At 44.5% G+C, this 25,255-nt stretch carries 21 protein-coding genes; 10 read left to right on the forward strand and 11 right to left on the reverse strand.

Annotated features, from left to right (window positions below):
- Positions 1-65: 65 nt before the first annotated feature.
- Positions 66-1,532: a glycoside hydrolase family 130 protein gene (locus LJ707_RS12475; protein WP_228951392.1), complete on the forward strand. Its 1,467-nt coding sequence runs from the start codon at positions 66-68 to the stop codon at positions 1,530-1,532.
- Positions 1,533-1,611: 79 nt separating this feature from the next.
- Here LJ707_RS12475 and LJ707_RS12480 read toward each other — a convergent pair whose 3' ends face one another.
- The 6 genes from LJ707_RS12480 to yihA all read right to left on the reverse strand — a co-directional run bounded on the left by LJ707_RS12480 (position 1,612) and on the right by yihA (position 7,381).
- Positions 1,612-2,265, reverse strand: coding sequence for a hypothetical protein (locus LJ707_RS12480; protein WP_228951394.1), 654 nt, complete (start codon positions 2,263-2,265; stop codon positions 1,612-1,614).
- Between the two features lie 265 nt (positions 2,266-2,530).
- Complete coding sequence (locus tag LJ707_RS12485; protein ID WP_228951396.1) at positions 2,531-4,231, reverse strand: M3 family oligoendopeptidase; 1,701 nt, start codon at positions 4,229-4,231, stop codon at positions 2,531-2,533.
- Positions 4,232-4,295: 64 nt separating this feature from the next.
- Positions 4,296-5,222: an NAD-dependent epimerase/dehydratase family protein gene (locus LJ707_RS12490; protein WP_228951398.1), complete on the reverse strand. Its 927-nt coding sequence runs from the start codon at positions 5,220-5,222 to the stop codon at positions 4,296-4,298.
- 72 nt (positions 5,223-5,294) lie between these two features.
- Positions 5,295-5,903, reverse strand: coding sequence for a Crp/Fnr family transcriptional regulator (locus LJ707_RS12495; protein ID WP_228951400.1), 609 nt, complete (start codon positions 5,901-5,903; stop codon positions 5,295-5,297).
- Positions 5,891-6,745: a UbiA-like polyprenyltransferase gene (locus LJ707_RS12500; RefSeq protein ID WP_228951402.1), complete on the reverse strand. Its 855-nt coding sequence runs from the start codon at positions 6,743-6,745 to the stop codon at positions 5,891-5,893. The genes LJ707_RS12495 and LJ707_RS12500 overlap by 13 nt, the downstream gene beginning before the upstream one ends.
- 15 nt (positions 6,746-6,760) lie before the next feature.
- A complete protein-coding gene (gene yihA, locus LJ707_RS12505; protein ID WP_228951404.1) occupies positions 6,761-7,381 on the reverse strand; it encodes a ribosome biogenesis GTP-binding protein YihA/YsxC in 621 nt (206 codons plus the stop codon).
- Between the two features lie 145 nt (positions 7,382-7,526).
- Between yihA and LJ707_RS12510 the strand changes: the two genes are divergently transcribed.
- The 4 genes from LJ707_RS12510 (at position 7,527) to LJ707_RS12525 (ending at position 12,975) form a co-directional block, all read left to right on the forward strand.
- On the forward strand, positions 7,527-8,021 hold the full coding sequence (locus LJ707_RS12510) for a VOC family protein (protein WP_228951406.1): 495 nt from the start codon (positions 7,527-7,529) through the stop codon (positions 8,019-8,021).
- Positions 8,022-8,247: 226 nt separating this feature from the next.
- On the forward strand, positions 8,248-9,435 hold the full coding sequence (locus LJ707_RS12515) for an aspartate aminotransferase family protein (protein WP_228951407.1): 1,188 nt from the start codon (positions 8,248-8,250) through the stop codon (positions 9,433-9,435).
- A gap of 255 nt (positions 9,436-9,690) precedes the next feature.
- Positions 9,691-11,967, forward strand: a complete 2,277-nt coding sequence (locus LJ707_RS12520) for a glycosyltransferase family 4 protein (protein ID WP_228951408.1) — start codon at positions 9,691-9,693, stop codon at positions 11,965-11,967.
- Positions 11,968-12,975 carry a glycosyltransferase family 4 protein gene (locus LJ707_RS12525; protein WP_228951409.1) on the forward strand — a complete coding sequence of 336 codons (1,008 nt, stop codon included), beginning with the start codon at positions 11,968-11,970 and terminating at the stop codon, positions 12,973-12,975. It abuts the gene before it with no gap.
- Here LJ707_RS12525 and LJ707_RS12530 read toward each other — a convergent pair.
- Positions 12,972-14,702, reverse strand: a complete 1,731-nt coding sequence (locus LJ707_RS12530) for an amino acid permease (protein WP_228951411.1) — start codon at positions 14,700-14,702, stop codon at positions 12,972-12,974. The genes LJ707_RS12525 and LJ707_RS12530 overlap by 4 nt on opposite strands.
- An 83-nt stretch (positions 14,703-14,785) precedes the next feature.
- On the opposite strand from LJ707_RS12530, the gene LJ707_RS12535 reads away from it, so the two are divergent.
- On the forward strand, positions 14,786-15,454 hold the full coding sequence (locus LJ707_RS12535) for a phosphatase PAP2 family protein (RefSeq protein WP_228951413.1): 669 nt from the start codon (positions 14,786-14,788) through the stop codon (positions 15,452-15,454).
- Here the strand turns inward: LJ707_RS12535 and LJ707_RS12540 are convergent.
- Genes LJ707_RS12540 through LJ707_RS12555 form a run of 4 tightly spaced genes read right to left on the reverse strand, consistent with a single transcriptional unit; the run spans position 15,451 to position 17,602 of the window.
- Positions 15,451-15,822, reverse strand: a complete 372-nt coding sequence (locus LJ707_RS12540; RefSeq protein WP_228951420.1) for a hypothetical protein — start codon at positions 15,820-15,822, stop codon at positions 15,451-15,453. The genes LJ707_RS12535 and LJ707_RS12540 overlap by 4 nt on opposite strands.
- A gap of 35 nt (positions 15,823-15,857) precedes the next feature.
- The gene (locus LJ707_RS12545; RefSeq protein ID WP_228951422.1) at positions 15,858-16,673 is read right to left on the reverse strand and encodes an MBL fold metallo-hydrolase; all 816 of its coding nucleotides are present in this window, start codon (positions 16,671-16,673) and stop codon (positions 15,858-15,860) included.
- A 54-nt stretch (positions 16,674-16,727) separates the two neighbouring features.
- The gene (locus tag LJ707_RS12550; RefSeq protein WP_228951424.1) at positions 16,728-17,138 is read right to left on the reverse strand and encodes an iron chaperone; all 411 of its coding nucleotides are present in this window, start codon (positions 17,136-17,138) and stop codon (positions 16,728-16,730) included.
- Positions 17,138-17,602 carry a VOC family protein gene (locus LJ707_RS12555; RefSeq protein ID WP_370632406.1) on the reverse strand — a complete coding sequence of 155 codons (465 nt, stop codon included), beginning with the start codon at positions 17,600-17,602 and terminating at the stop codon, positions 17,138-17,140. Before LJ707_RS12555 ends, LJ707_RS12550 begins: the two co-directional genes overlap by 1 nt.
- A gap of 337 nt (positions 17,603-17,939) precedes the next feature.
- On the opposite strand from LJ707_RS12555, the gene LJ707_RS12560 reads away from it, so the two are divergent.
- From LJ707_RS12560 to LJ707_RS12575, 4 genes are all read left to right on the forward strand, one after another.
- The gene (locus tag LJ707_RS12560) at positions 17,940-18,302 is read left to right on the forward strand and encodes a Dabb family protein (protein ID WP_228951428.1); all 363 of its coding nucleotides are present in this window, start codon (positions 17,940-17,942) and stop codon (positions 18,300-18,302) included.
- An 89-nt stretch (positions 18,303-18,391) separates the two neighbouring features.
- Positions 18,392-20,860 carry a TonB-dependent receptor domain-containing protein gene (locus LJ707_RS12565; protein ID WP_228951431.1) on the forward strand — a complete coding sequence of 823 codons (2,469 nt, stop codon included), beginning with the start codon at positions 18,392-18,394 and terminating at the stop codon, positions 20,858-20,860.
- 406 nt (positions 20,861-21,266) lie between these two features.
- The gene (locus LJ707_RS12570; protein ID WP_228951433.1) at positions 21,267-24,119 is read left to right on the forward strand and encodes a pitrilysin family protein; all 2,853 of its coding nucleotides are present in this window, start codon (positions 21,267-21,269) and stop codon (positions 24,117-24,119) included.
- 75 nt (positions 24,120-24,194) lie between these two features.
- Positions 24,195-25,193, forward strand: coding sequence for a glycoside hydrolase family 5 protein (locus tag LJ707_RS12575; protein ID WP_228951435.1), 999 nt, complete (start codon positions 24,195-24,197; stop codon positions 25,191-25,193).
- Positions 25,194-25,255: the final 62 nt, after the last annotated feature.

Here is a 25,255-nt window from a genome sequence, read left to right on the forward strand (position 1 = left end):
AACAATAAAAACAAGGCAATCAAATTGCCAATATAGCTGTTAGTGATAAAACTTATTTATTATATATGAGACTTCCTATTGTACGCAAGCCAATAAGAGTTAACCCGGATTCGAGGCGCGTAATAGCCAGATTTTTCTTTAATGGTAATGACCGCGCCAAGCAGGTAATACAAAAAGTAATGGTGATAAGTGAGGATGCCGCCTTTGGCATTGTATCGCCCATATTGCAGGAGTATTCAAAACGCCACCGTAATATTACCCGCGTGCTTAACCGCCATTGCAGCAAGTTAAAGCCGCTTTTTGAGGAGCTGGGTATTGATTTTGATTCGCTTTCGGTTTACCGTAAGTTGCTGATAGGGTCATATTTTACGCATGAATACTCAATTGAGTCGGCCGCCTTCTTTAACCCATCCATTGTTGATGATCCTGATCAAACCGAACTGGAAGAGGGCCAGCGCCGCGTAATCATGAGTTTCAGGGCGGTAGGCGAGGGGCACATATCCTCAATTACCTTTCGCCGGGCTTTGTTTGATGAAAAGAACAACATCACTGTACTACCTGCCGGTAACTATATTGATGAAGCCGAAATTGTGCGTAACGCTGTTTACAATAAAAAACTGTTTTTTGATAAGGCTATAGCTACCCAAATTGATATTGGTGTACTTAAAGAGCTTGAATCAAAGCTTGATCACCATTTTGAATATTCAAACCTGCGCCGTATCATTCTCGATTCGCAAAAAATGCAGGAAAGCGACGCATATAAGCTGGAGTATGATAAAATATTGTGGCTGGCTGATTCATACTACGAAATCGTATTTTCATTAGATACTGATATATCAGACCGGGTGATCTTCCCGATATCTGAATACGAGCGAAAAGGTATTGAGGATGCCCGTTTTGTAAAATTTACTGATGATGATGGCAGTACCACCTATTACGCTACTTATACGGCTTATGATGGTGCGCTGATTATGCCTAAGCTGCTGCAAACTACTGATTTTTATAGCTTCAGGATAATGCCATTATATGGCGATGGGGCCCAAAACAAAAATTTGGCCCTTTTTCCGCGCAAAATAAATGGTAAATACGCCATGATATCTCGCATTGATGGCTGCAATAACTACATCATGTACTCGGATAAGATAAACATCTGGGAAAAACCGGTGCTGTTGCAGGAGCCACGCTTTACCTGGGAGTTTATACAGATAGGTAACTGTGGTTCGCCAATTGAAACTGAGCATGGCTGGATCATGATAACCCACGGTGTTGGCCCAATGCGCCGTTACGTACTTGGCGCGAGTTTGTTAAAGCTGGATGACCCATCAATTGAGATAGGCCGTTTAAAGGAACCGCTTATCATCCCTAACAGTGATGAGCGTGAGGGTTACGTGCCAAACGTTATTTACTCATGCGGGTCTATAGTAAACAATAATAAACTCATCATTCCGTACGGCTTGTCAGACTACTCAACCTCATTTGTTGAAGTTGATATGGATGAGCTGATCAATAAACTAAAGGCAGACGGGATATAACCGGCTAACTTATAGTAAAAGCAAAAGGGGCATATTCATTTTGAATATGCCCCTTTTATATGTTAAATTTTTGGGGTGTTTATGATAATGCTGTTTGCTCCCTTTTACGGAATACAAAGAATGCTATAAGCCCCAGCAACAGCGCGCCGCCACCATATATGGCTATTTTGCCTGTTTGCGAAACGCCGCTTGGTTCGGTGTTTACATACTGATCTGTACGTTGTAAAGCTTCAGAGGTTTTAATTGAGCTAAAAAAAGCTTTGTTTTCGGCCTTAACCAAATCCTTACGGCTTTCAGGGTACATGTACTCAAAGGTATACGTAGCATCTTTAGTGTAGATCACCGCGAAATCCCTCAGCTCAACACCACTGCCATTATCAGCTTCAAGAGCAAATATTCTGGCTTTAAGGTTACCAATGGTAGTATCGCGTGCATTTAATACACTACCTGATGATTGACCCTGAACTTTTTTAATGTATTCCTTAAATACATTGTTCAAGTCTTTTTCTTTTTCAAGCGGTTTGTTGTTTCCGTTTGATGAACGTATAACAACCATATAGCCTAACGAACCACTGCCTGAATATATTTTTTGTCCTAATGTGTCTTTTACTTCATGTTCAACAGGTAGGTTGACAGAAACAACACTATCAATTTTTATCGGCTTTAATTCCTGCGCACTTGCTGCAAAACTGAAAGCCATTATGCCGAGTATAAATAATGCTATCTTTTTCATACACTAAGCATTGCTATAACTATGCCAATACGTATGTTTTTGTGTACAAAATAGCATATGTAACACGTGTAAATTTATTGATTTGGAAATATATTGTAAAGCAAAAATTATTATAAATAATTGAATATAAGGTATTTATGTTTAATTTAAAATTGTGGATAATTATAAAATATTTATGCTTAACACTTTATTAACTTTACGGTATTGTTACACAAAAAAAGCCTGTTCAGTACACTGACAGGCTTTTAAATATTGTTGCTATTTGCTACAGTTTTTCCATTTCGCTGCGTACAAACTCCGCAAGTTCTTTAACATAGGCCGCGTTAAAATCAAACTTAATACCCGCGGTTTCATATATCTCGCGTATGGTTTTGGTGTAACCCAGCTTTAACGCGTCCAGGTATTGCTGTAAACCCTTTTCAGGGTCTTCCTTATAGTTTTTCCACACTGCGATAGCGCCAAGCTGGGCCATCCCGTATTCAATGTAGTAAAAAGGCACCTCGAAAATATGCAATTGCTTTTGCCACAGGTTGGCTTCCGCATCCGGATGCCCGCTCCAATCTACAAAGCCGGCACCAAAAGGCTCATAAATTTTGATCCATGCTTCGCGGCGTTCCTGGGCGGTATGATCGGGGTTGGTGTATATCCAGTGCTGAAACTGATCGACCACGGCTACCCAGGGCAGGGTTTTCAACACATCAATAAGCTGATCTTTGCGGGCACGTTTCAGGTCTTCCTCGTTATCAAAATAAACGTTCCAGTTATCCATGGAGATCAACTCCATTGACATGGAGGCCAGCTCAGCCACTTCAGACGGGCAATGTTTGAAATCATTCATCTCCAGGTCGGCTGTTAAAAAGGTATGTACCGCGTGGCCGCCTTCGTGTACCATAGTGGTCAGATCCCTGAAAGTATTGGCCGAATTCATGAATATGAACGGCGCGCCGGTTTCAGACAGAGGATAATTGTAGCCGCCCGGTGCTTTGCCTTTTCGGCTCTCTACATCAAACAGGCTGTTATCCTTCATGATCTCCAGGCGCTCGCCCAGGTAGCGGTTAATGTTGCTGAAACACTGTATCGATTTCTCGATCAGGTCATCACCATCCTTAAACGGTTTAAGCGGTGCTTTGCCTGATATATCTACGTCAACATCCCATGGTTTAAGAGTTTCAAGACCGAGAGCTTCCTTGCGCTTTTCGGCCTGTTCGCGTAATATAGGTACAATCTCGGTTTCAATAGCGGCATGAAACTCGTAGCAGTCCTGCGGGGTATAATCAAACCTGCCTAAAGCCTGGAACATATAATCCCTGAAATTCTCGAACCCGGCATTCAATGCCACTTTATGCCTTAGCGAACGCAGGTGGTCAAACAATTCATCCAGCTTCTCCCTGTCCTGCAAGCGGCGGTTGGTTATCTTTTCCCAGGCTTCCTGGCGCAAAATACGGTCGGTGCCTTTTAGTAATGCCGATGCCTGCTCAAGCGTAAATTCCTTATCGCCAATGTGCACGCTCATGGAACCGGTGATGCCTTGGTACTTTTGCTGCTCTATCTGTATTTCGGTTTGCAGCGGAATGTTCTCTTCCCTGAAAAGCTCAAGCGCTTTACGTATGCCGCGCAGGTAAACAAAATATTTATCATGGTTCAGTTCATTCACAAACGCGCTGTCTACCAGTTTTTTGTTCAGGTCGTTATTATACGGCGCGGTTTTAGGCTCTATCTCAGTAGCAAAGTATTGAAAGTTTTGCAATAACTCTTCGCTGGTGGTATCGCACGTCATGCGGATGTATCGCCAGGCAAAATCCTCTTCCAGTGCAGCTTCAACCTCACTGCGGTCACGCAGCCATTGCTCCAGTTCATCAACAGAATTTATGGGGCGATTAACTAATTCGGTATAAAAAGGTTCCAGGTTTTCCCACTTTATTTCCAGATCAGCAGGAATATATTTGCGTGTTTTTTTGTGTATCATGGTGTAACGTAAACGTTTTAAAATGCTAAGTTATACAATTGAACATCATGTGCACGTAAAAGGTTCAGCGTTTAAATTGTGTTTGCGCTAAATGGCTGATACCGTCGCGGTAAGTGGTTGGTTTTATGCCAAATGCTTTTTCAAATTTTGAGGAGTCAAAAATATAATCATGATCGTACTGATAATACATTTCAACTGTACCCATCACCGTTTTGTTGAATAAGCCAACCATCCATAACATTGCTTTGTTAATGCTTGTAAACTTGGGCGCTACGCCAAATTCACCGGCAGCCAGCTCTATTAATTGTTTACCCGTTAACGCGGGTGCTGATGGGGCGTGCCATATCTGATTATCACTTTCGGGTGTTTGGCCTAAAAGGTACATAGCCTGGCCTGCATCCGGTACATAGGTAAATGAATGTTTGGTGTTGGCATCGCCTATCCATTGCGCTTTTTGCCTTTTGGAGAATTTGTCAAGCACCATCATATCATAAAAGCTGTTCATGCTTTCGGCACCGTAAAAATCAGCACCGCGCAATATAGAGGCTTTGATATTGCCTGCTTTAGCCTCATCCATTAAAGTTGTCGCAACCTTAGCACGTACTTCGCCTTTTACACTTGTTGGGTTGTAATGTGTATTTTCAGTCATGGCGCCGTTAACCAGGCCATACATGTAAACATTATCAAAAAATATCAGCCGGGCCTGTGTTTCTTTGGCGGCGTCTATTACGTTTTGTATGATGACAGGCCATTGTTCGCGCCATATATCCTTATCATACACCAAACCGGCGCACAAGTAAATAACGGTTGAACCTTTTACGGCATTTAGTACTTCGTTACGGTTAAGCAGATCAGCCTTTTGCCAGCTAACGTTGTTGCCAGTAAAGGTTGAGGGACGGCGGCTAACCAGTTTAACGTTTTGATTATGATCGATAAGTTGGCGGGTGAGTGTATTAGCAACCGGACCGCCCGCGCCTAATATAGTGTGCATAGCTTTCTGTTTTTGTATGATACAAAGCTAACCGGCTTAACAGGCTTAAAACGTTAACAAAAGATAAGTAATTTATTTGGCCGGAATAAAAATGCGCTTTCGGATGCGCGACAGCGAAACGGGTGTTACACCTAAATAGTTGGCTACATAGTGCTGAGGAATACGCTGTAATACGTCTTGTCCGTCTTTAAGCAACTCTACATATCTTTCCTCCGGCGATTGGGTAATAAAAGCCTGTACACGATCTTCATAGCAGCAGAGGTAATACTCGGCTACCAAACGCCCAAAGCGTTCCATTTTATGGGCTAATAGCGGGTGCTCGGTCAGTTTTTGAATATTGCTGTGGCTGATGCAAACCAGCGACGTATCCTCAAGCGCTTGTACATAAATTATACTGGGCTGCTGCTTTACAAAGCTTTTGTAGGAGCTTACCAGTTCATTGGCAAAGCTGAAAAAGTTGGTGATCTCTTCGCCATCGTTCCGTATATTAAAATAGCGTACCGAACCGGCAGCGATAAAACCGAAATACTGGCATACCTTGCCCTTTTCAACAAAGTAATCCTTCTTTTTTAGTTGGATGTAGGTAAGGTATTTTTCCAGTTCGAGCCATTCATCAGCATTGAAAAGCACATAGCTTTCCACATGCTGTTTAAAGGCCTGTAGCTGGTTTACCTGATCCATATCCTATCCAGTAAAAATAATACGGCAAACACTACACTGGCTATGCCATTGGTGGTCATAAAAGCGAAGTTAACACGGCTCAGATCGTTCGGTTTTACCAGCAGGTGCTGATAGATGAGCATGGCGCAAAAGAAAGCGATGCCGATATAGTATAAAAAACCTACCTGTGTAACCAGGGCAGGCATCATAATAAATATGGCTGAAAATACGTGCAGCAAAGTAGACAGATTAAGCGCCCTTGCCTTACCCAGGTACGCCGGTATAGAATGCAGGCTTTGGCTGCGGTCAAAATCTTCATCCTGCAGGGCATAAATAATATCAAACCCGCTTACCCAGCATAAAACCGATAACGAGAAGAAAATAGGCGTTAACGCAAACTCGCCCGTTACTACTAAATAGGCACCGATAGGAGCAAGCGATAAGCCCAGACCCAGCACCATATGGCATAAAGCTGTAAAGCGCTTGGTAGCACTATAGCCTAATACTACTAATAAAGCAACCGGCGACAGGTAAAAGCAAAGCGGATTAATAAACCATGTTGTGCCGATAAATAATGCACAATTAGTTAAGGTAAATATTAAAGCGTTACGGGCGCTGATACGGCCTGCCGGGATATCGCGCTGCAAGGTGCGCGGGTTTTTGGCATCAATATCTCTGTCCAGATAGCGGTTAAAGGCCATGGCCGAGTTACGGGCGAATACCATACACAGCACCATCATTAGCAGCTTGGGCCACTCAAAAGGGCGGTTTGTTGTGGTTACCGCTAAAAAAAAGCCTATGAAAGCGAACGGCATGGCGAATATGGTATGCGTAAACGTAACTAAGGATAAATATTTTTTCATGTACGGGGTGTAGTATTAAAACTGCTTATACTCAGGTATCTCAAAATTCTGGTTTATCTGGTCAACAAAACCCAAAACTTCATCTTTACCAATCTGATTTTCGGACGAGGTGATGAAATGCTGCGGAACTTCCTCAAAGTTAACTGACAAAGCCTTGCGGAATTTGGCCACGTTCTGATCTGTTTTAATGGATGATTGCTTATCTGCCTTGGTAAATATCAACACGAAAGGCAGACCATGCTCGCCCAGCCAGTTGCAAAATTCAAGGTCGATCTTTTGCGGCTCCAGGCGGCTGTCAACCAATACCATTACACATTGCAAACTTTCGCGTTTGTCAAGGTAGGTACGCAAAAACTTATTCCAGTCTTCCTTCTTGCTTTTGGAGATACGGGCGTAGCCATACCCCGGCAAATCTACAAGGTACCAGTTATCATTGATCAAAAAATGATTGATCAATTGTGTTTTACCCGGTGTTTGCGAAGTTTTTGCAAGCCCCTTTTTGCCGGTAAGCATGTTAATGAGAGATGACTTACCCACGTTTGACCGCCCGATAAAAGCGTACTCGGGCTTTACCGGAGGGGGGAGTTTTGAGATCTGGGTATTACTGCAAATAAATTCCGCTGATTTGACGATCATGCTGCAAAGATAGATATTAGTGGTCACACATGGGCGATATGCAGTTGAAATACGGTGCGTATGCCTCACTATAGTTATATTTACAAACTGATTACCAATACAGTTTGGCCTTATTTGTAAATTTGAAGTTTAAACATGCAATTTTATGGATAACTACATCATTCCTGCCAAAACACGCATAGGCCACGTACATTTAAAGGTGAGCAATCTGCAGCGCGCTATGGATTTTTATATCGGGCTGCTGGGCTTTGAACTGGTTACCATGTATGGCGATCAGGCGGCATTTATTTCGGCGGGAGGGTACCATCATCATATAGGTTTAAATACCTGGTACAGTAAGGATGGCGGCCCGGCACCGCAACATACAGCAGGGTTATTCCATACAGCTATCTTATATCCTGAACGTAAGGATTTGGCGGTTATATTGAAGCGATTGCTTGACGCGGGCTACCCGATCAGCGGCGCATCTGATCATGGCGTATCCGAGGCTATTTACCTCGATGATCCGGATAAAAATGGTGTAGAATTATACTGGGATCGCCCCCGCGAGCAATGGCCGTTTGATGAGGATGGCAAAATAACAATGTACACTAAGGCTTTGGATGTAAAAGGACTGCTGGCTTTAGCGGAGGGTGTGTAACCCTTTCAAAGACCTCCCCGAATAGTGAACTTAAAATTATATTGTTATTTCGACGAGGTATGAGGAGAAATATATTCGCCTGGTAATGAACGTGTACATATTTCTCACCGGCGCTCGAAATGACAATAAAAAATTAAGCGTTCTTTTATTTCTATACTTTATCTGTTCTCCCATACAACAAACCCAATATCTTTGCAGCAATCAATAATTCAAACTCATCCCGCTCATGCCAACGCTACGCCAGCTATTTTTATCGCACAATGCCCAAACTACCGATTTTCCGCTACTATTGGAGTTTGAGCGTGCCGAGGGTTTGTACATGTACGATACTAATGGCAAGGCGTATATGGACCTGATCTCCGGCATTGGCGTAAGCAGTATAGGCCACAGGCATCCGCGGGTTGTACAGGCGATTAAAGATCAGGTTGATAAATACATGCACCTGATGGTGTATGGCGAGTATGTGCAAACGCCACAGGTGCGCTTTGCCGAAAAACTGGTATCCATTTTACCCGGGCATCTTCAGTCGGTATACTTTGTAAATTCAGGTGCCGAAGCTGCCGAGGGGGCATTAAAACTGGCCAAGCGCCACACCGGTCGTTCGCAAATCATCGCCTGCCATAACTCATACCATGGCAGTACACATGGCGCGTTAAGTGTAATGGGCAGTGATGAGTTTAAGCGTGGCTATGGTCCGCTGCTGCCTGATGTTGATTTTATTCAGTTTGACAGGTTGAGCGATCTGCAAAAGATCACTGATAAAACAGCATGTGTTATTGTTGAAACCATACAGGGTGAGGCGGGCATCCGCGTGCCAGAGATACAATACATGCAGGCGCTGCGCCACAAATGCGATAAAACCGGAACGCTGCTGATACTTGACGAGATACAAGCCGGAATGGGTCGCACGGGCAAACTATTCGCTTTTGAGCATTACGGTATAGAGCCTGATATTTTGCTTTTAGCCAAAGCTCTGGGTGGCGGTATGCCGATAGGTGCTTTCATATCATCAGCAGAGATAATGGGCGCGTTAAAAAACGACCCGATACTGGGCCACATTACCACCTTTGGCGGGCACCCCGTAAGCTGTGCCGCAGGCCTGGCCGCCCTGGAGGCTTTACTTGAGGAGAACCTGACCCGGCAGGTTGCTGAAAAAGAGCATTTGTTTAAAGAGTTATTGGTTCATCCGGCTATAAAGGAGGTGCGTGGTAAGGGTTTGATGCTGGCGGCAGAATTTGAAAGCTTTGAGCTGAACAAAAAAATAATTGACCGCTGTATAGAAAATGGTATAATAACCGACTGGTTTTTACACTGCTCAAACTCCATGCGCATAGCCCCGCCGCTAATAATTACCCATGCCGATATTAAAAAAGCTTGTGAAATTATTATCGAGGCTGTTGAATATTATACCTAACTTGCTCAGGTACAAATTACTTTTCGTTATTCTTTTGTAGGCTACTTCCGCTATCTACCGGTCTGCTATTGAGTTTTAATTAAAATTGCCATGTTTTGGTACGCTTTGTGCACCATAAGCCGTATGATGCCATAAAACAGCTATTAAAGCCTATTAGCGCATTATTTTGATAATTCCGTGTCCTTTTTTTTAGCCGTTCGTGCCGACACATTGTATCAAAAAGTATTAACTAAAAATAAAAAATCATATATACCAATGAAGATCGCCTACATATCAACCTATCCGCCGAGAGAGTGCGGGATAGCTACGTTTAATCAAAACCTGATGCGTGCAATCAATGCTAATTTTCCTGAAAGGAAAACGCCATCGGACGGAGGTTATGTAGTTGCCCTGAACGATTCGTCAGATCTTGAGGAATATGAATACCCGGAGGAAGTAAAATATGTGGTGCGCCAAAACAATCAAAAAGATTACATACGTGCCGCCAATTACATCAACACCAGTACCGTTGATGCCTGTATATTGGAGCATGAATTTGGTATTTATGGCGGCGAAAGTGGTATTTATATTTTACCGCTTATTAACCGGTTAGAGAAACCCCTGATCTCCATATTGCATACCGTATTAAAGGAGCCAAGTTATGTGCAGCGTATCATCATTCGCGAAATAGCTGAGCAATCATCAAAGGTAGTGGTAATGAGCCAGCGCGCTGTTGAGTTTTTAACCACTGTTTATGACATTCCTGAAGAAAAAATACAGATCATAGAACACGGTGTGCCTGATTTGGAAGCGCCGGTTGAAAACCCGGTTAAGAGCCTTTCATCATTCAAAAACCACCGTGTGTTACTTACTTTCGGTTTATTAAGCCGTAACAAAGGGCTCGAAACCGTTATAAAAGCATTACCTAAAATAGTTGAAAATCATCCGGATGTGATGTATGTAATTTTAGGTAACACCCATCCCGGAGTACTTAAAAACTCGGGCGAGGAGTATCGCGAATCATTAAAAAGCCTTGCTGCCCAGTTAGGTGTTTCAAAAAACCTGGCGTTTATCAATAAATTTGTTTCTGAGGAAGAACTGATAAATTACCTGACCGCCTGTGAGGTGTACGTAACACCGTACCTGAACGAGGCACAGATAACCAGCGGTACCCTGTCTTACGCGGTTGGTTCGGGCGCAGCCGTGGTATCAACTCCATACTGGCATGCTCAGGAGCTGCTTGATCATAACCGCGGCAGGTTGTTCGATTTTAAGAATTCAGAGGCCCTTGCCGAGATCGTGAACGAACTGCTTGATAACAGCGCTGTGCTGAACGATCTTAAAACCAATGCTTATCAATATGGCCTGCACCTGCGTTACCCGGTAATTGGTGCGGAATTTATTAAAGTAGCGCAGGAATCATGCATGAGCCATGATTTTAGCGACAAGATATTAAAGAACAGCATTGTTGATCCTGAAATACTACCAAAATTCAGCCTGACGCACGTTTTGCGCTTAACGGATGATACCGGTATTGTTCAGCATGCTAAATATGGTATACCTAACCTAAAAGAGGGGTATTGTTTGGATGATAATGCCCGCGCGCTCATTATGGCGCTAATGGCTTACCAACGTAACAAAAGTGAGGAAGCGTTTGAATTATTGCCGATATACCTGAGCTACATTCACTACATGCAAACCGATGATGGCAACTTCCGTAACTTTTTAAGTTTCGACAGAAAATATCTTGATGAGGTTGGGTCGGAGGATTCATTCGGTCGTACTGTTTGGGCCCTGGGTCATTTAATTGGCTGCGCGGCAAGTAACTCATACCGCGAATTCGCGTTAGAAATATTCCAGAAATCATTTCCGCACTTCCGCAATCTTAAATACCTGCGCGGCATGGCCAATACTATAATAGGCATCAGCTTATACCTGCAGGCCGTACCTGCCGATGAAGGCATGATGCAGGAACTGGTTAGGCTAACACAACCATTGGTTGACGCGTTCAATAGCACCGCCAGCGACGATTGGCAGTGGTTTGAGGAGGGCATGACCTATGATAACGCTATCCTACCGCTGGCACTGCTGCACTCATGCGAGATAACCGGGAATGAAGAGGTGCGTGTGGTAGCTATGAAATCCATGTCATTCCTTGATAAGTTAACGCTCTCAAACAGTTACCTGAGCCCTGTTGGTAACGATGGCTGGTATTACCGTGGTGGTACATTCCCTACTTACGATCAGCAGGCTATTGAAACCATGGCCATGGTGCTGATGCACTTCCAGGCCTATAAAATATTCCGCACGCCGGAGTATATCGAAAAAATGTTCCTGAGCTATAAATGGTTCCTGGGCGAGAATACGCTACGTGCACCGCTGTATGATCATGAAACCAAGGGCTGCTGCGATGGCTTGCTGCCAACAGGCATAAACCGTAACCAGGGTGCCGAGAGTACATTGGCTTACCTGATATCGCACCTTACCGTACTAAAAGCTTTTGAGCTTGAATACGAGTATAACAAGTTTGGCCATAGTGTACAGATCTGCTAAATGAAGGTAGCCGTATTAGCCCCCGTAGCCTGGCGAACACCGCCCAGGCATTACGGGCCGTGGGAGCAGGTAGCATCAAACATTGCCGAAGGACTGATAAAGTTAGGCGTTGATGTTACCCTTTTTGCCACGGGCGATTCTATAACAGCCGGAAAGCTGGAAGCAATATGTGAGCAGGGTTATGAGGAAGACCGTAATCAGGATGCCAAAGTTTTGGAGTGTTTGCACATCAGCAACCTGATGGAAAAGGCGGGTGAGTTTGACCTGATCCATAACAATTTTGATTTTTTGCCGCTTACTTATTCGGGGTTGATAAATACGCCGCTGATCACTACCATTCATGGTTTTTCGTCTGAGAAGATCATCCCGGTGTATAAAAAATATAACTCGAGAGGGTATTATGTGTCCATCAGTAATTCAGACCGTAGCCCGGAGCTGGAATACCTGGCAACGGTATATAACGGTCTTGATGTAAAGGATTTCGCTTTTAATGCCGAACCGGAGGACTACCTGTTATATTTTGGGCGGATACATCACCATAAAGGCACAGCGGAATCTATTGAGATAGCTAAACGCACCGGCAAACGATTGCTGATAGCAGGAATTATACAGGACGAAGGTTATTACCGCGAAAAGGTTGAGCCGTATCTTGACGATCAGATACAATATGTAGGCCATGCCGGACCTGAGAAGCGTAAGGAGTTATTAGGCAAAGCATCAGCTTTGTTGCACCCCATCAATTTTAATGAACCCTTTGGCATGAGCGTAGCCGAGGCCATGCTTTGTGGTACGCCGGTTATCGCATTTAACAGGGGCTCGATGCCCGAACTGATAAAGCATCAGGAAACCGGCTATCTTGTAAATAACGTTGATGAAGCTATAGAAGCCGTAGGGCAATTACCAAATATTAACAGGAGCCAATGCCATGAGTGGGCAGCCTCGCAATTCTCATGCGATAAAATGGCTAATGATTATTTTAAATTATACCAACAGGTATTAGGCGCTTAAAGGGTTTTATTATCAGGCAGCTCAATGCCGTTATCCTTACCTAATTTGCTGTTTTTGTAGCTGTAAGTAAAGTAAATCACCAGGCCTATTACCAGCCATGCCAAAAAGCGCAGCCAGTTAATGTAGCCAAGCTCTGTCATTAAATAAAGGCAGCTTAATAAACCTAATACGGGTATAAGCGATAGGTTTTTAATGAACGATACTACGGCAATACCCGCGCTAACGATGATAAACAGGATAAGCGGAAAACGCTCGTGTACATTCTCGCCGGATAACAGTTCCATCACCGGTTTGTGAAAGCCGATAACCGCGCCAATAAACAATGCAGGTATTATAAATTTACCATTAATATACGGCAGTTTAAACCGGCCTTGTACGGCAGCTTCCTTTGGTAATAGCAGTACCCCGCTACATACCAGTACAAAAGCGAACAGGGTGCCGATGCTGGTCAGATCGGTAACCTCGGTAAGGTTCATGAACAGGGCCGGTATGGCTACTACAAAACCGGTAACTATGGTAGCGAATGATGGGGTTTTAAATTTGGGGTGAATGCGTGAAAATGCTTTCGGTAACAATCCGTCACGGCTCATGCTCATCCATATGCGGGGCTGCCCTAACTGGAATATAAGCAATACACTGGCCGTGGCTATAACAGCGCTGACAGAAATTACATAACTGATTTTTGTTAAACCCACCTTAGCGAATACAAAAGCCAGTGGATCACCAACCTGCAGATCCTTATAGCTTACCATGCCGGTTAATACCAGGGCTATCAGTACATAAAGTACGGTACAAATAATCAATGAATAGATCATGCCACGTGGCAGATCGCGCTGCGGGTTCTCGCATTCCTCGGCCGTAGTTGATATGGCATCAAACCCGATGTAAGCGAAGAAAACACCCGAAACGCCCTTCATCACACCACTAAAGCCGTTGGGCATAAAAGGGTTCCAGTTGGCTGGTGTTACGTAGAAAAACCCAAGTAGAATTACAGTTATAACTACAGCTATTTTTAGCATCACCATAGCGTTGGTTACCTTTTTGGTTTCGCGTATGCCGATATATACGAGGTAAGTAATGGCTACTACAATAAGCAGCGCAGGTATGTTGGCTATCAGCTTAAAATTGCCGGCACCGGGCGCATCAGCAAAGGCGGCCGCGGCGTGGCGCATCTTATCAGTTATCTCGGCCAGCTTACCACCCGCGGTTAAGGTTTCAATATCCTCGTGCGCTTTAAGGGCAGTGTAATAATCCATGGTTAGGTAGGATGGAACATGGATATTAAAACCCTCCAGCAAATTCACAAAATAGGTGCTCCATGATATGGCTACGGCTATATTACCGATGGCATATTCCATCAGCAAGTCCCAGCCGATTATCCAGGCTATCAGTTCGCCAAATGAGGCATAGGCATAGGTATAAGCACTACCTGCTACCGGTATGCGTGAGGCAAATTCGGCATAGCATAATGCAGAGAAGCCGCAGGTAACGGCAGTGATAATAAACAGGATACTCACACCCGGCCCGCCATGAAAAGAGGCCTCGCCAATGGTACTGAAAATGCCGGCGCCAATAACGGCGGCAATGCCCATCAGGGTAAGGTCTTTTACTTTAAGTGCTTTGGTGAGATGAGTTGAACCGCCGGAATGTTCGCTGTCGCTGAAACCGCTTTCAACATCGGCTAAAATTTTGGAAACTGATTTTCTACGAAATATACTTTTCGACATTTATCAATGCTTTATGAGGGCCAATCAACCCCAAACATAACCATTTTTTTGCATAGCATTTGTATAAGGTTTAATTTGCACCCATGAATATAGGAATAAAAGGTGTGCTGCGCCGTATCGATGTTTTTTTTATCCTGTATCTGCTGTTTTTAATTATTTGTTTGAGCCTCAAACTTATTTACACCCGCGAGGAGATATATTTCGCGGTAAATTCACGCTATAGCGAGGTTGCCGATCTTTTCTTTCGCTTTTATACAAATATTGGCGATGGGCTTTTTACCATTGCGATAGTGGTTGTGCTTATATTATTTTTTAGTTACAGTAAAGCATTTTTGCTGGCCAGCAGTTACGCGGTATCATCATTAATAGCACAGGCACTAAAGTTTGCGTTTGATGCGCCACGCCCTAAGCTATACTTTGCCGAACATTTACAGAATATACACTTTGTTAAAGATGTACATATTTATCTGGTGCATAGTTTTCCGTCGGGCCACTCGGTAACCGCATTTTCAACGGCAGTGGTGCTCACCTATTTTTCACGGAAAAAGGCCTGGGGTATGGTGTTTTTTATATTAGCGGTGTTTGCAGGTTACTCGCGTATGTACCTTAGCGAACACTTTTTTGAGGACGTGGTAGCAGGCTCGGTAACGGGTGTAATAGTAACCGTATTATGGTTAAGTTTTATAGATAGCAAGCAATTTTTGCACTCGCCTAAGTGGCAAAATGCTTTGCTGAAAAAGCGGTCGGCTTAAATATCATCACTATCACGGGTTAGCGGTGTTTCGCCCTGTAAAAATATGGTACCTTTTAACTTATCTATTTTATATTCCCAGCTAATGGTGTCATTTTCGCTACTCTCGATACCCGAACAGGTAAAGCTATAATTAACCCTGAACCGGCACCTGAACGATCCTGATACATCGGTGGCGGGCTTAACCAGCTCGATACTGAACGCCTTTACTTCCGGACTGGTACCCATACCCCAATGATAACGCTCTAACCGGTTACACATAAGCGCGTGATTATCTTTTATTGATACAAGGCTATTCAGAAATTGTTCAACATAATTATTGTTCTCAGGCGAATCGATGGTTAAAGTAAATTCTAAAGTTTCGGGCATGGGTAAAGTATGTAAGGCCTGCGGAAATAGCGCTTTTAATCAAAAAAACTCATTTGTATGGTTTGAATTACCCTGGCAGGGGCGGCTTTTTGACCATCAACTTTGTATAGTGCTGTTTCGGCATAGCGTGAGGCTACGGCTACGTGCACATCACCGGCGTGCTGTTTAAAAAGCTCCAGGGCAAGGTCGGGGCAGTTATTGTCTTTTGATAAATGCGACAAAAGCAGGTGCGACATGAATGGCGGCCGGTGCTCAATAAAAAGCTGCAAGGCCTGCGCGTTTGAAAGGTGACCTTTACCGCCGCTGATTCGTCGTTTTAAAAAATAGGGGTAACGGCCACCGTCGAGCATCTGCTCATCGTAATTCGCCTCCAGGAAAGCAGCGTGGCAAAGCTTAAAGTAGCGGGTAAGGTTTGCACAAACAGCCCCCAGATCGGTAAATACACCTATGGTGATGTTGCTATTGGTTACAACAAAGCTGTAGGGATCGGCGGCATCATGCAGTTTGCTGAACGCGGTTATGGTAAGGCTGCCAATGTTTATAGGTTGATGCCCGGTAAAGTTCACCACACAATCAAGCATCAGGCGGCCATGCAGCATGGTGCCGGGCGTTATATATACAGGTATATTATACTTGCGGCAAAGCACGCTAAGGCCGCTAATGTGGTCGCTATGCTCATGCGAAATAAAGATGGCCTTTACCTTGCTTATTTGCAGCCCTAAACGGGCCATGCGGCGCTCTACCTCACGGCAGGATATACCCACATCAATCAGCACGGCCTCGTGCTCATTACCAACGTAATAACAGTTGCCGTTACTGCCCGAATTTAGTGCTGCAATGTATAATGACATTGGAGCAAAAATACCGGTTTGTTTTTTAGCTTGATAATTTTTTTAGCAAAATGTTTATTCTTTTTTGCCGTACTGCCTGCGGCCATGCTCAAAGTTTTCATCATTTTGCTTAAGGCGGATGGTTACGATCTCCTTAACCACATCAGCAGGTAAACCCTGGCTGGCTTTGAACTGTATGGTAGTGCCATTTATTTTACAGCCCGGTAATTTATTGATATACTGTTCAATAACCACCTTGCTTACCCCGTAAAAGCCGCAGTGGTTTTTAAAGGCCGCAAAATGTACCAGCATACCCTTGTATTTATAGGTAGGTATTTGGTAGCTTATACACTCTTCGGCTTGCGGAGCTGCCTCCCTTATAGCGGCACGTACGTTAGCAAGCGCGCCTTTGGCAGGCTCGGCAAGCGCAGCCAGGTATTCATCAACCGTTTTGGGTACAAAGGGCTTTTCCTTGCTATTCATCATTAATCGGCGTAAGCCTTTTCCAGTTCGGCAATGTTTATCTTGATCATGCCCATCATGGCCTGTGCTACACGCTGTGCTTTTACCGGGTCTTTATCCTGCATCAGTTCAATCAGTCGGGTAGGGGTTACCTGCCATGATACGCCGAATTTATCCTTCAGCCATCCGCAAGCCGATTCGGTGCCGCCATTGCCAATGAATGTGTTCCAGTAATAATCTACTTCTTCCTGGTCTTTACAGTTTATCACGAATGATATGGCCTCATCAAACTTAAATTGCGGGCCGCCATTCATCGCGGCAAATTCCACACCATTCAATTCAAAATAAGCTACAAGTACCGAGCCGGGTGCACCGGGCATGCCCTCAGTCGCACGCATTATGCTCAGTGGTTTTGAATCTTTAAATACACTCAGGTAATAGTTCATGGCTTCTTCGGCGTTGTTATCAAACCAAAGAAAAGGCGCTATCTTTGCATAGTTTTATGTTTTAGTGGTTAGCTGTATTTACTATACAAACATACCAGCACCTGTGTTTAACCGTGCTGTGCAAAAGCGACATATACAGGGGCTGCACGCGACAGTACCCCATCCCAACCCTCTCCAAAGGAGAACCCACCCAACCCTCCCGAAGGGAGGGCTTTAATCAACCTCACCCAACCCTCTCCAAAGGAGAGGGAGCAAAAGAAAGTCCTCCCCTTTGGGGAGGATTTAGGAGGGATGCCAAACTTTTACTAAATTACGCTCTCCTTAATCTGATACTATGAGCACAAAAAGCAGAAGAAACTTTATAACAACTACAGCAGTTATGGCAGCAGGAACAGCAGCATCGGCACTACCGTTAGCATCGGCAAAAAGTAAATACCCTATTGTACACCATGTGTTTTTCTGGCTTAAAAACCCGGGTTCGGTTGAGGATAGGGATAAGCTGGTGGCCGGGGTTAAAAGCCTTGCTAAAATTGAAACCATTAAGCAGATACATGTGGGCATAGTGGCCAGTACCGAAAAGCGCGACGTGGTGGATAATAGCTGGGGCGTATCTGAACTCATGTTCTTTGCCGATCTGGAAGGACAAAAAACTTATCAGGATCACCCCATACACCAGGAGTTCATCAAGAACCACAGCCATTTGTGGGAGAAGGTTATTGTGTATGATGCTGTTGAGGCATAGTTATTAAACTATCCTATCAATTAAGTTACATATTAATAAAGTTACAGAATATGCTCGCCCTGCCACATTAAAATGGGCAATTTTGCAGCATGAGAATGTTGATAAAGGGGATCCTGAGTATTCTGATACTAACTACTACCAATTTATATGCACAGCAAACCGGTACGGTTACCGGTACACTTACTGATGCCGAAACTAATAAGCCGGTTGAGTTTGCAACCGTAGGTTTGTTTGATAAAGCCACCAATCAGCCTGTAAAGGGTGTGCAAACCGGGTTGGATGGTAAGTTTGCCATTAACGGCCTTGCCGATGGTACTTACCAGGTGCGTATTACATTTGTAAGCTATACAAGTTTTACTAAGGACAGCATTATTATAAGCCCTGCGCAAAAAGCGTATAACCTGGGTACTATTAAATTAGCCCGTGCTACCAGTGTACTTAAAGAGGTGGTGGTGAAGGCCCAGCCCAACACCATACAGCTTGGGGTTGATAAAAAAACCTTCAGTGTTGACCAAAGCCTGGTAAGCCAGGGCGGTTCGGCTACTGATCTGCTCAGCAATGTGCCATCGGTACAGGTTGATGTGGACGGTAACGTAAACCTGCGCGGCTCAGGCAACGTGCGGGTACTGATAAACGGCAAGCAATCTGCCCTGACAGGCGGCAGCGTGAGCGATATCCTGCAATCGCTGCCTGCAAGCGCTATCGAAAATATAGAGGTGATCACTAATCCATCATCAAAGTACGATCCGGAAGGGCAGTCGGGTATTATCAACATTATTCTGAAAAAGAATGCCCGCGTTGGCTTTAGCGGGCAGGCGGCATTTACTGCGGGTAATTATGATACTTACAACGGTAACCTTAACCTGGGCTATCAAACCGAAAAATTTAACCTTTATACTAACTACAGCTATCGCCACGGTAAGCGTGTAGGTAACGGGTATACCAACAGGCAAACATTTATTGGTGCTGATACACTGTTTCAAAACCAGGTGCAGGATCAAAGCTTTGTGTTCGATTCGCATAACATCAGGGCGGGAATTGACTGGAACGCTGCCGAAAAAACGACCATCAGTCTGTCGGGCAATGTAAACACCCGCCAGCGCGACCGTTATCAAACCGGCTCAACTGATCTGTTTGGCCAATCGCGCACGCTTACCCAGCAAACCGTGCAGGATAATGTGAGCAACGGCAGCGGTACCAACTATGATATCAACCTTGACCTGGATCAGAAATTTAAGCGCAAGGGTGAGCAGTTAACCGCTAACCTGGGCTACTCGCGCGGCGACGAGGATAATTACGACTACCTGAACACGGCATACCGGTATTACGAGCCGGCATCGTCAACCAATTTTTTGCAGAATAACTTTAATAAAGAAAAGGAAAACAACTGGAACATTCAGGCCGACTATGTATTGCCGTTTGCCGATGATAAAGGCAGGTTTGAGGCGGGTTACCGCAGCACCATTGCTAAAAACGATAATAATTATTTGGTGGATACGGCCTTTACGCAAGGCATGTTTCAGCGCGACCTGAGCCAAACCAATCGCTTTTTATACAACGAATATATACACGCCATTTATGCCAACTACCAGCGCCAGTTCGGTAAATTTGGTATACAGGCCGGTGTAAGGCTGGAGGATGCCAATATTCGCACCTCGCTGATAGATAGTGCCAGCACGGTACGCAATAACCAGGATTATTTCCGGGTGTACCCAAGCATCTTTTTGAGCCAGAAGTTGAGCGATGCGCAAACCCTGCAATTAAGCTATACCCGCCGTGTAAGTCGCCCGAGGGACAGGCAGCTTTCGCCGTTTTTAGACAGGAGTGATCCGCTGAACTATCAGCAGGGTAACCCATTATTAAGGCCGGAGGATACGCACTCGTTTGAGCTGAGTTACATCAACTACTGGAAAGCGCTTACGCTCACATCGTCATTATACTACCGCCTTACTAACGAGAACTTTCAGCGTATCAGCATCGGGCTGGATAGCAGCCGTACCCTTACCCGCTTTGAGAATGTGAACAGTGCGCGTAATGCCGGTTATGAGCTGATAGCCAAATGGAATTTTTCATCAGCATTTGATGTAACGGGTAACGTAAATGTTTACTATCGCCAGATAGACGGCGATGCCGACCTGGGTTTGCAGGAAACATCGGGCTATGCCTGGAATGCCAATATTACCGGCAACATAAAGCCCATTAAAAAACTGGGTATACAGTTACGGTATGATTACCAGGGTCCGCAGGTAATAGCGCAAGGTAAAATGAAGGCCATGTACGGTTTGGATGCCGGTATTAAGTATGATATTACTGATAAGCTGAACATAAGCGGTAACGTACGTGATGCATTTAACACACGCCGTTTTCGTTCAGAGATATATAATACGGTGGGACAGTATCCATATTACCAGGATGCTTCAAGGAGGTTCTCCATGCGGGTAATATCATTTTCAATAGGGTATCGTTTCGGCTCAACCGGGCGCAAGAGCGAAAATAACAAAAAGCAAAACCGCGATCAAAACCAGGGAGATGTGCAGCCGGATGAGGGTATGAGGTAGACTTTACCACAGCCTTTTTCAAAGGAGCCACCTCACCCCGGCCCTCTCCTTTAGGAGAGGGAGTAATAAGATTTTCTGTCATTTCGACGAAGGAGAAATCTGTCCCCTCACTATGAACGAAGACAGATTTCCGCTATCGCTTCGAAATGACAATGTAGTATAGCAAACACGTCATTGCGAGGTACGAAGCAATCCTCGAGCGACATATCCTAATGAGATTGCTTCGTTCCTCGCAATGACGTAGTTCTTGATAGATAGCATAAAATCATAAAGGGATATCATGCTATCTTGTAACAACTCCTTTACAAAGTATTTTTAGCGAAAATGTGTAATATTATGGCTTCCCTTGCAAGCGCGCGGCAGCAACCGGCCTTGTTATAACTTACAGTTGATTAAATACTAAAAAATGACCAGACCTCTAAAAAGCTTCTTGCTTGCAGCATCGGTATTGGCGGCATCGCTAACCGCTAATGCACAACAGGCGCAACCTAAACTCATTGAAAAGGTTACCCGTAAAGGTACCGAGTTGGTTATCCCTTACGAAAAATATGTTTTGCCTAACGGCCTTACCGTAGTTTTAACCGAAGATCACTCAGACCCCATTGTACACGTTGACGTTACCTATCACGTAGGCTCGGCCCGCGAGGAAATAGGTAAATCAGGCTTTGCGCACTTTTTTGAGCATATGATGTTCCAGGGCTCAGACCACGTGGCCAACGGCGATCACTTCAAGATCATTACCGCGGCGGGTGGTACCCTTAACGGCTCAACCAACCGCGACCGTACCAACTATTACGAAACCGTGCCTGCCAATCAGCTTGAAAAAATGCTTTGGCTTGAGTCGGATCGGATGGGTTTTTTGCTGGATGCTGTTACCCAGCAAAAATTTGAGGTGCAGCGCGCAACCGTGAAAAACGAGCGTGGCCAAAATTATGATAACCGCCCGTATGGTTTGGTAGGCGAGTATTCGTCAAAAGCATTATACCCTTACGGGCACCCGTACTCCTGGCTAACCATTGGTTACATTGAGGAGTTAAACGCCGTTAGTTTGGCCGATTTAAAGAACTTCTTTTTACGTTGGTACGGACCAAATAATGCAACCATTACCATAGGTGGCGACATCAGCCCGAAACAAACCCTTGCCTGGGTTAGCAAATACTTTGGCGGCATACCAAAAGGCCCCGAAGTTAAAAATGTAAGCTTACCTGCACCGGTGCTAAAGGCTGATCGGTACGTATCATACACTGATAACTATGCCAAGCTGCCTTTGCTGTCCATAAGCTATCCGGGTGTTAAAATGTATGCCAAGGATATGTCGGCGCTTGATGTGCTTTCAAATATCATCGGTCAGGGTAAAAATTCTATTTTCTACAAAAACTTTGTAAAAACCCGCAAAGCCGCTCAGGCGTACATGGGTTCGTCAAATACCGAACTGGCGGGCGAGATCAGCATTCGCATTGTGCCATTCCCGGGCCAGTCATTGGCTGACATGAAAAAGCTGGTTGATTCGTCACTGATCGAGTTTGAGAAAAAAGGTGTTAGTGATGATGACCTGACCCGCTTTAAAGCCAGTGCCGAGGCTAACTACATCAACGGCCTGCAAAGCATCAGCGGTAAGGTATCTGAATTAGCCGCAGCGCAAACCTTTACCGGTAACCCAAATCAGATCGGCAGGGAGCTGAATGATATCCGCTCGGTAACCAAGGCTGATGTAATGCGTGTATACAACCAATACGTAAAAGGCAAACCGGCTGTAGTGTTAAGCGTATTGCCAAAAGGCGGTACTGTGCAGCCTGTAGCCGCTGACAATTATACCATTGATAAAGCAGGCTACAAAGCACCCGATTACGGTTATAACGGGCTGAAATATGCCAAAGCTAAGGATAACTTTGACCGTGCCAAAGTACCCGGCACCGGTGCTAACCCGGCCATCAAAGTTCCGGCTATATGGACGGCTAAAACAGCCAACGGTATCCGAATGGTAGGTACTGATACCAAGGAGATCCCGACAGTAACCATATCACTTTCAATTGATGGTGGTGGCTTATGGGCTATCAACAACCCGCAAAAGGCAGGTTTGGCCAACATAGTGGCACGTATGCTGAATGAAGATACCAAGAATTACACTGCCGAGCAGTACAATGCCGAGCTGGAAAAACTGGGTAGCGATATCAGCGCGTATGCAAGTACTGATAACATTGGTATAGAGGTATCATCCCTGACCAAAAACCTGGATAAAACAATCGCCCTGTTACAGGAAAAACTGTTTAACCCTAAATTTATCCAGGAAGCCCTTGACCGTAACAAAACACAGATAATGGAAGGCTTTAAACAAGCTAAAACCCAGCCTGCCGGTGTTGCATCGAGCGTGTATAATAAAATTTTATACGGGGTTGATAACGTGCGTACCTTCTCAACCACAGGTAATGAGCAAACCGTACCGGGTATTACTTTGCAGGATGTGCAGGACTACTACGATAATTACTTTGTGCCATCATTGGCAAAGGTGGTTGTGGTTGGCGATATTAACGAGGCCGCCGTTAAAACCAAACTGGCTTTCCTGAATACCTGGAAAGATAAAAAGGTTGATCTGCCAAAACCTGCCGAAGGAAAATCATTCGATAAAACTACCCTTTACCTGGTTGATGTGCCTAATGCCGCACAATCAGAGATCCGTATTGGTTACCTGAGCGGTTTGAATTACGATGCAACCGGCGATTATTATAAACTGGGCATAGCCAACTACATTTTAGGTGGCGCTTTCAACAGCCGTATTAACATGAACCTGCGCGAAAACAAGGGCTGGACCTACGGCGCGCGTTCGGGTTTCGCATCAGGCAAATTTGGCGGTAACTTTACAGCCAGCGCAGGTGTACGTGCCTCATCAACTGATAGTGCTGTGGTTGAATTTATTAAGGAGATCAAGAACTACAACGCCACAGGTATTACCAATGATGAGTTGGTATTCACCAAGCAGTCAATTGGCCAGAGTGATGCCCGTAAGTACGAAACCAACGGACAAAAAGCCAACTTCCTGTCAATGCTGATGGAGTACGATCTGAAACCGACTTATGTTGACGAGCAGAACAAGATACTGACCAATATCAGCAATGCTGAAATTAACTCGCTTGCCAAAAAATACCTGAGTGCTGATAAAATGGTGATACTGGTAGTAGGCGATAAGGCCAGGGTTTTACCGGGCCTGCAAAAATTAGGCTACCCTATTGTAGAGCTTGATGCCGATGGTAAAACATTATAATTATATTTGATGTAATAGTAAAACCCCTCTCACTGAGGGGTTTTTTGTTTAAAGCCCATAACTAATACGCCAATAATGAAAAAGGTTACGATGCTGTTCGCTTTAGTTTTAATGCTGATGACACAGGCGGCATGTTCGCAAACGGTTACTACCCCGGTTAAAGCTAATGGCAGGCTTAGCGTTGATAATGGGCGGGTGGTTAATGAGCATGGTAATCCGCCGCAACTCCGTGGCATCAGTATGTCATGGAGTATATGGCAGGGGCAAAAATATTATAACCCCGAAGTGATTAGCTGGCTTTGTACTGATTTTAAGGCATCAGTGATCAGGGTATCAATGGCGGTTGAACCTAAAGGCGGATACCTGCAGGATTCTGCCCGGCAGTTGCAACTCATAACTACAGTAACCGATCAGGCTATCAGGAAAGGAGCCTACGTGCTGATTGACTGGCACGATCATCATGCCAATAAAAATATAGATAAAGCCAGGCAATTCTTTGCCATGATGGCGAAAAGATATAAGGGTACGCCCAATGTAATTTACGAGATATGGAATGAACCCGAGAGGGTGAGCTGGGCCGTGGTTAAAGATTACGCTGTTGAAATTATTAAAACAATACGGAAGTTTGATGCCGAAAACCTGATCATTGTGGGGAGCCCGCATTGGGATCAGGATGTGGACATCGCTTCTGCCGACCCTATTACCGGGTTTAAAAATATCGCCTACTCTTTTCACTTTTATGCTTCAGACCCGTATCATCAGCAGAAATTATGTAACAGGGCAAACATGGCCATAAAAAATAAGCTACCGCTGTTTGTAACCGAGTGGGGCGTTGGTGAAGCTGACGGCAATGGTGTTTTTGACAAAGGTAAAACTGATGTGTGGTTAAAGTGGCTGGAAGATAATCGGTTAAGCTGGACCAACTGGAACGTTACCGATAAGAATGAAACCACCGCTTTGCTTAAACCGGGGGCAGCCATATCAGCCAATTGGAAAGAGCAGCACCTAACCCCGGCAGGCATTTATATACGCTTAAAACTGCGAAGCCTGAATAAGACTAACAATATTGACTGATTATCATATTATGATTAAACTCATGTCAATTTTTGAATATTAACATAAATAACCAAAACTAA

Source organism: Mucilaginibacter sp. UR6-1, from assembly GCF_020880975.1.
Classification (GTDB): domain Bacteria; phylum Bacteroidota; class Bacteroidia; order Sphingobacteriales; family Sphingobacteriaceae; genus Mucilaginibacter.

Coding starts and splice junctions, on each gene's coding strand:
- LJ707_RS12485 (WP_228951396.1), bottom strand. CDS start 4,231: ATGATACACAAAAAAACACGCAAATATATTCCTGCTGATCTGGAAATA.
- LJ707_RS12545 (WP_228951422.1), bottom strand. CDS start 16,673: ATGTCATTATACATTGCAGCACTAAATTCGGGCAGTAACGGCAACTGT.
- yihA (WP_228951404.1), bottom strand. CDS start 7,381: ATGATCGTCAAATCAGCGGAATTTATTTGCAGTAATACCCAGATCTCA.
- LJ707_RS12530 (WP_228951411.1), bottom strand. CDS start 14,702: ATGTCGAAAAGTATATTTCGTAGAAAATCAGTTTCCAAAATTTTAGCC.
- LJ707_RS12570 (WP_228951433.1), top strand. CDS start 21,267: ATGACCAGACCTCTAAAAAGCTTCTTGCTTGCAGCATCGGTATTGGCG.
- LJ707_RS12560 (WP_228951428.1), top strand. CDS start 17,940: ATGGCAGCAGGAACAGCAGCATCGGCACTACCGTTAGCATCGGCAAAA.
- LJ707_RS12540 (WP_228951420.1), bottom strand. CDS start 15,822: ATGCCCGAAACTTTAGAATTTACTTTAACCATCGATTCGCCTGAGAAC.
- LJ707_RS12480 (WP_228951394.1), bottom strand. CDS start 2,265: ATGAAAAAGATAGCATTATTTATACTCGGCATAATGGCTTTCAGTTTT.
- LJ707_RS12490 (WP_228951398.1), bottom strand. CDS start 5,222: ATGCACACTATATTAGGCGCGGGCGGTCCGGTTGCTAATACACTCACC.
- LJ707_RS12550 (WP_228951424.1), bottom strand. CDS start 17,138: ATGATGAATAGCAAGGAAAAGCCCTTTGTACCCAAAACGGTTGATGAA.
- LJ707_RS12500 (WP_228951402.1), bottom strand. CDS start 6,745: ATGAAAAAATATTTATCCTTAGTTACGTTTACGCATACCATATTCGCC.
- LJ707_RS12565 (WP_228951431.1), top strand. CDS start 18,392: ATGAGAATGTTGATAAAGGGGATCCTGAGTATTCTGATACTAACTACT.
- LJ707_RS12515 (WP_228951407.1), top strand. CDS start 8,248: ATGCCAACGCTACGCCAGCTATTTTTATCGCACAATGCCCAAACTACC.
- LJ707_RS12575 (WP_228951435.1), top strand. CDS start 24,195: ATGAAAAAGGTTACGATGCTGTTCGCTTTAGTTTTAATGCTGATGACA.
- LJ707_RS12535 (WP_228951413.1), top strand. CDS start 14,786: ATGAATATAGGAATAAAAGGTGTGCTGCGCCGTATCGATGTTTTTTTT.
- LJ707_RS12495 (WP_228951400.1), bottom strand. CDS start 5,903: ATGGATCAGGTAAACCAGCTACAGGCCTTTAAACAGCATGTGGAAAGC.
- LJ707_RS12510 (WP_228951406.1), top strand. CDS start 7,527: ATGGATAACTACATCATTCCTGCCAAAACACGCATAGGCCACGTACAT.
- LJ707_RS12520 (WP_228951408.1), top strand. CDS start 9,691: ATGAAGATCGCCTACATATCAACCTATCCGCCGAGAGAGTGCGGGATA.
- LJ707_RS12525 (WP_228951409.1), top strand. CDS start 11,968: ATGAAGGTAGCCGTATTAGCCCCCGTAGCCTGGCGAACACCGCCCAGG.
- LJ707_RS12475 (WP_228951392.1), top strand. CDS start 66: ATGAGACTTCCTATTGTACGCAAGCCAATAAGAGTTAACCCGGATTCG.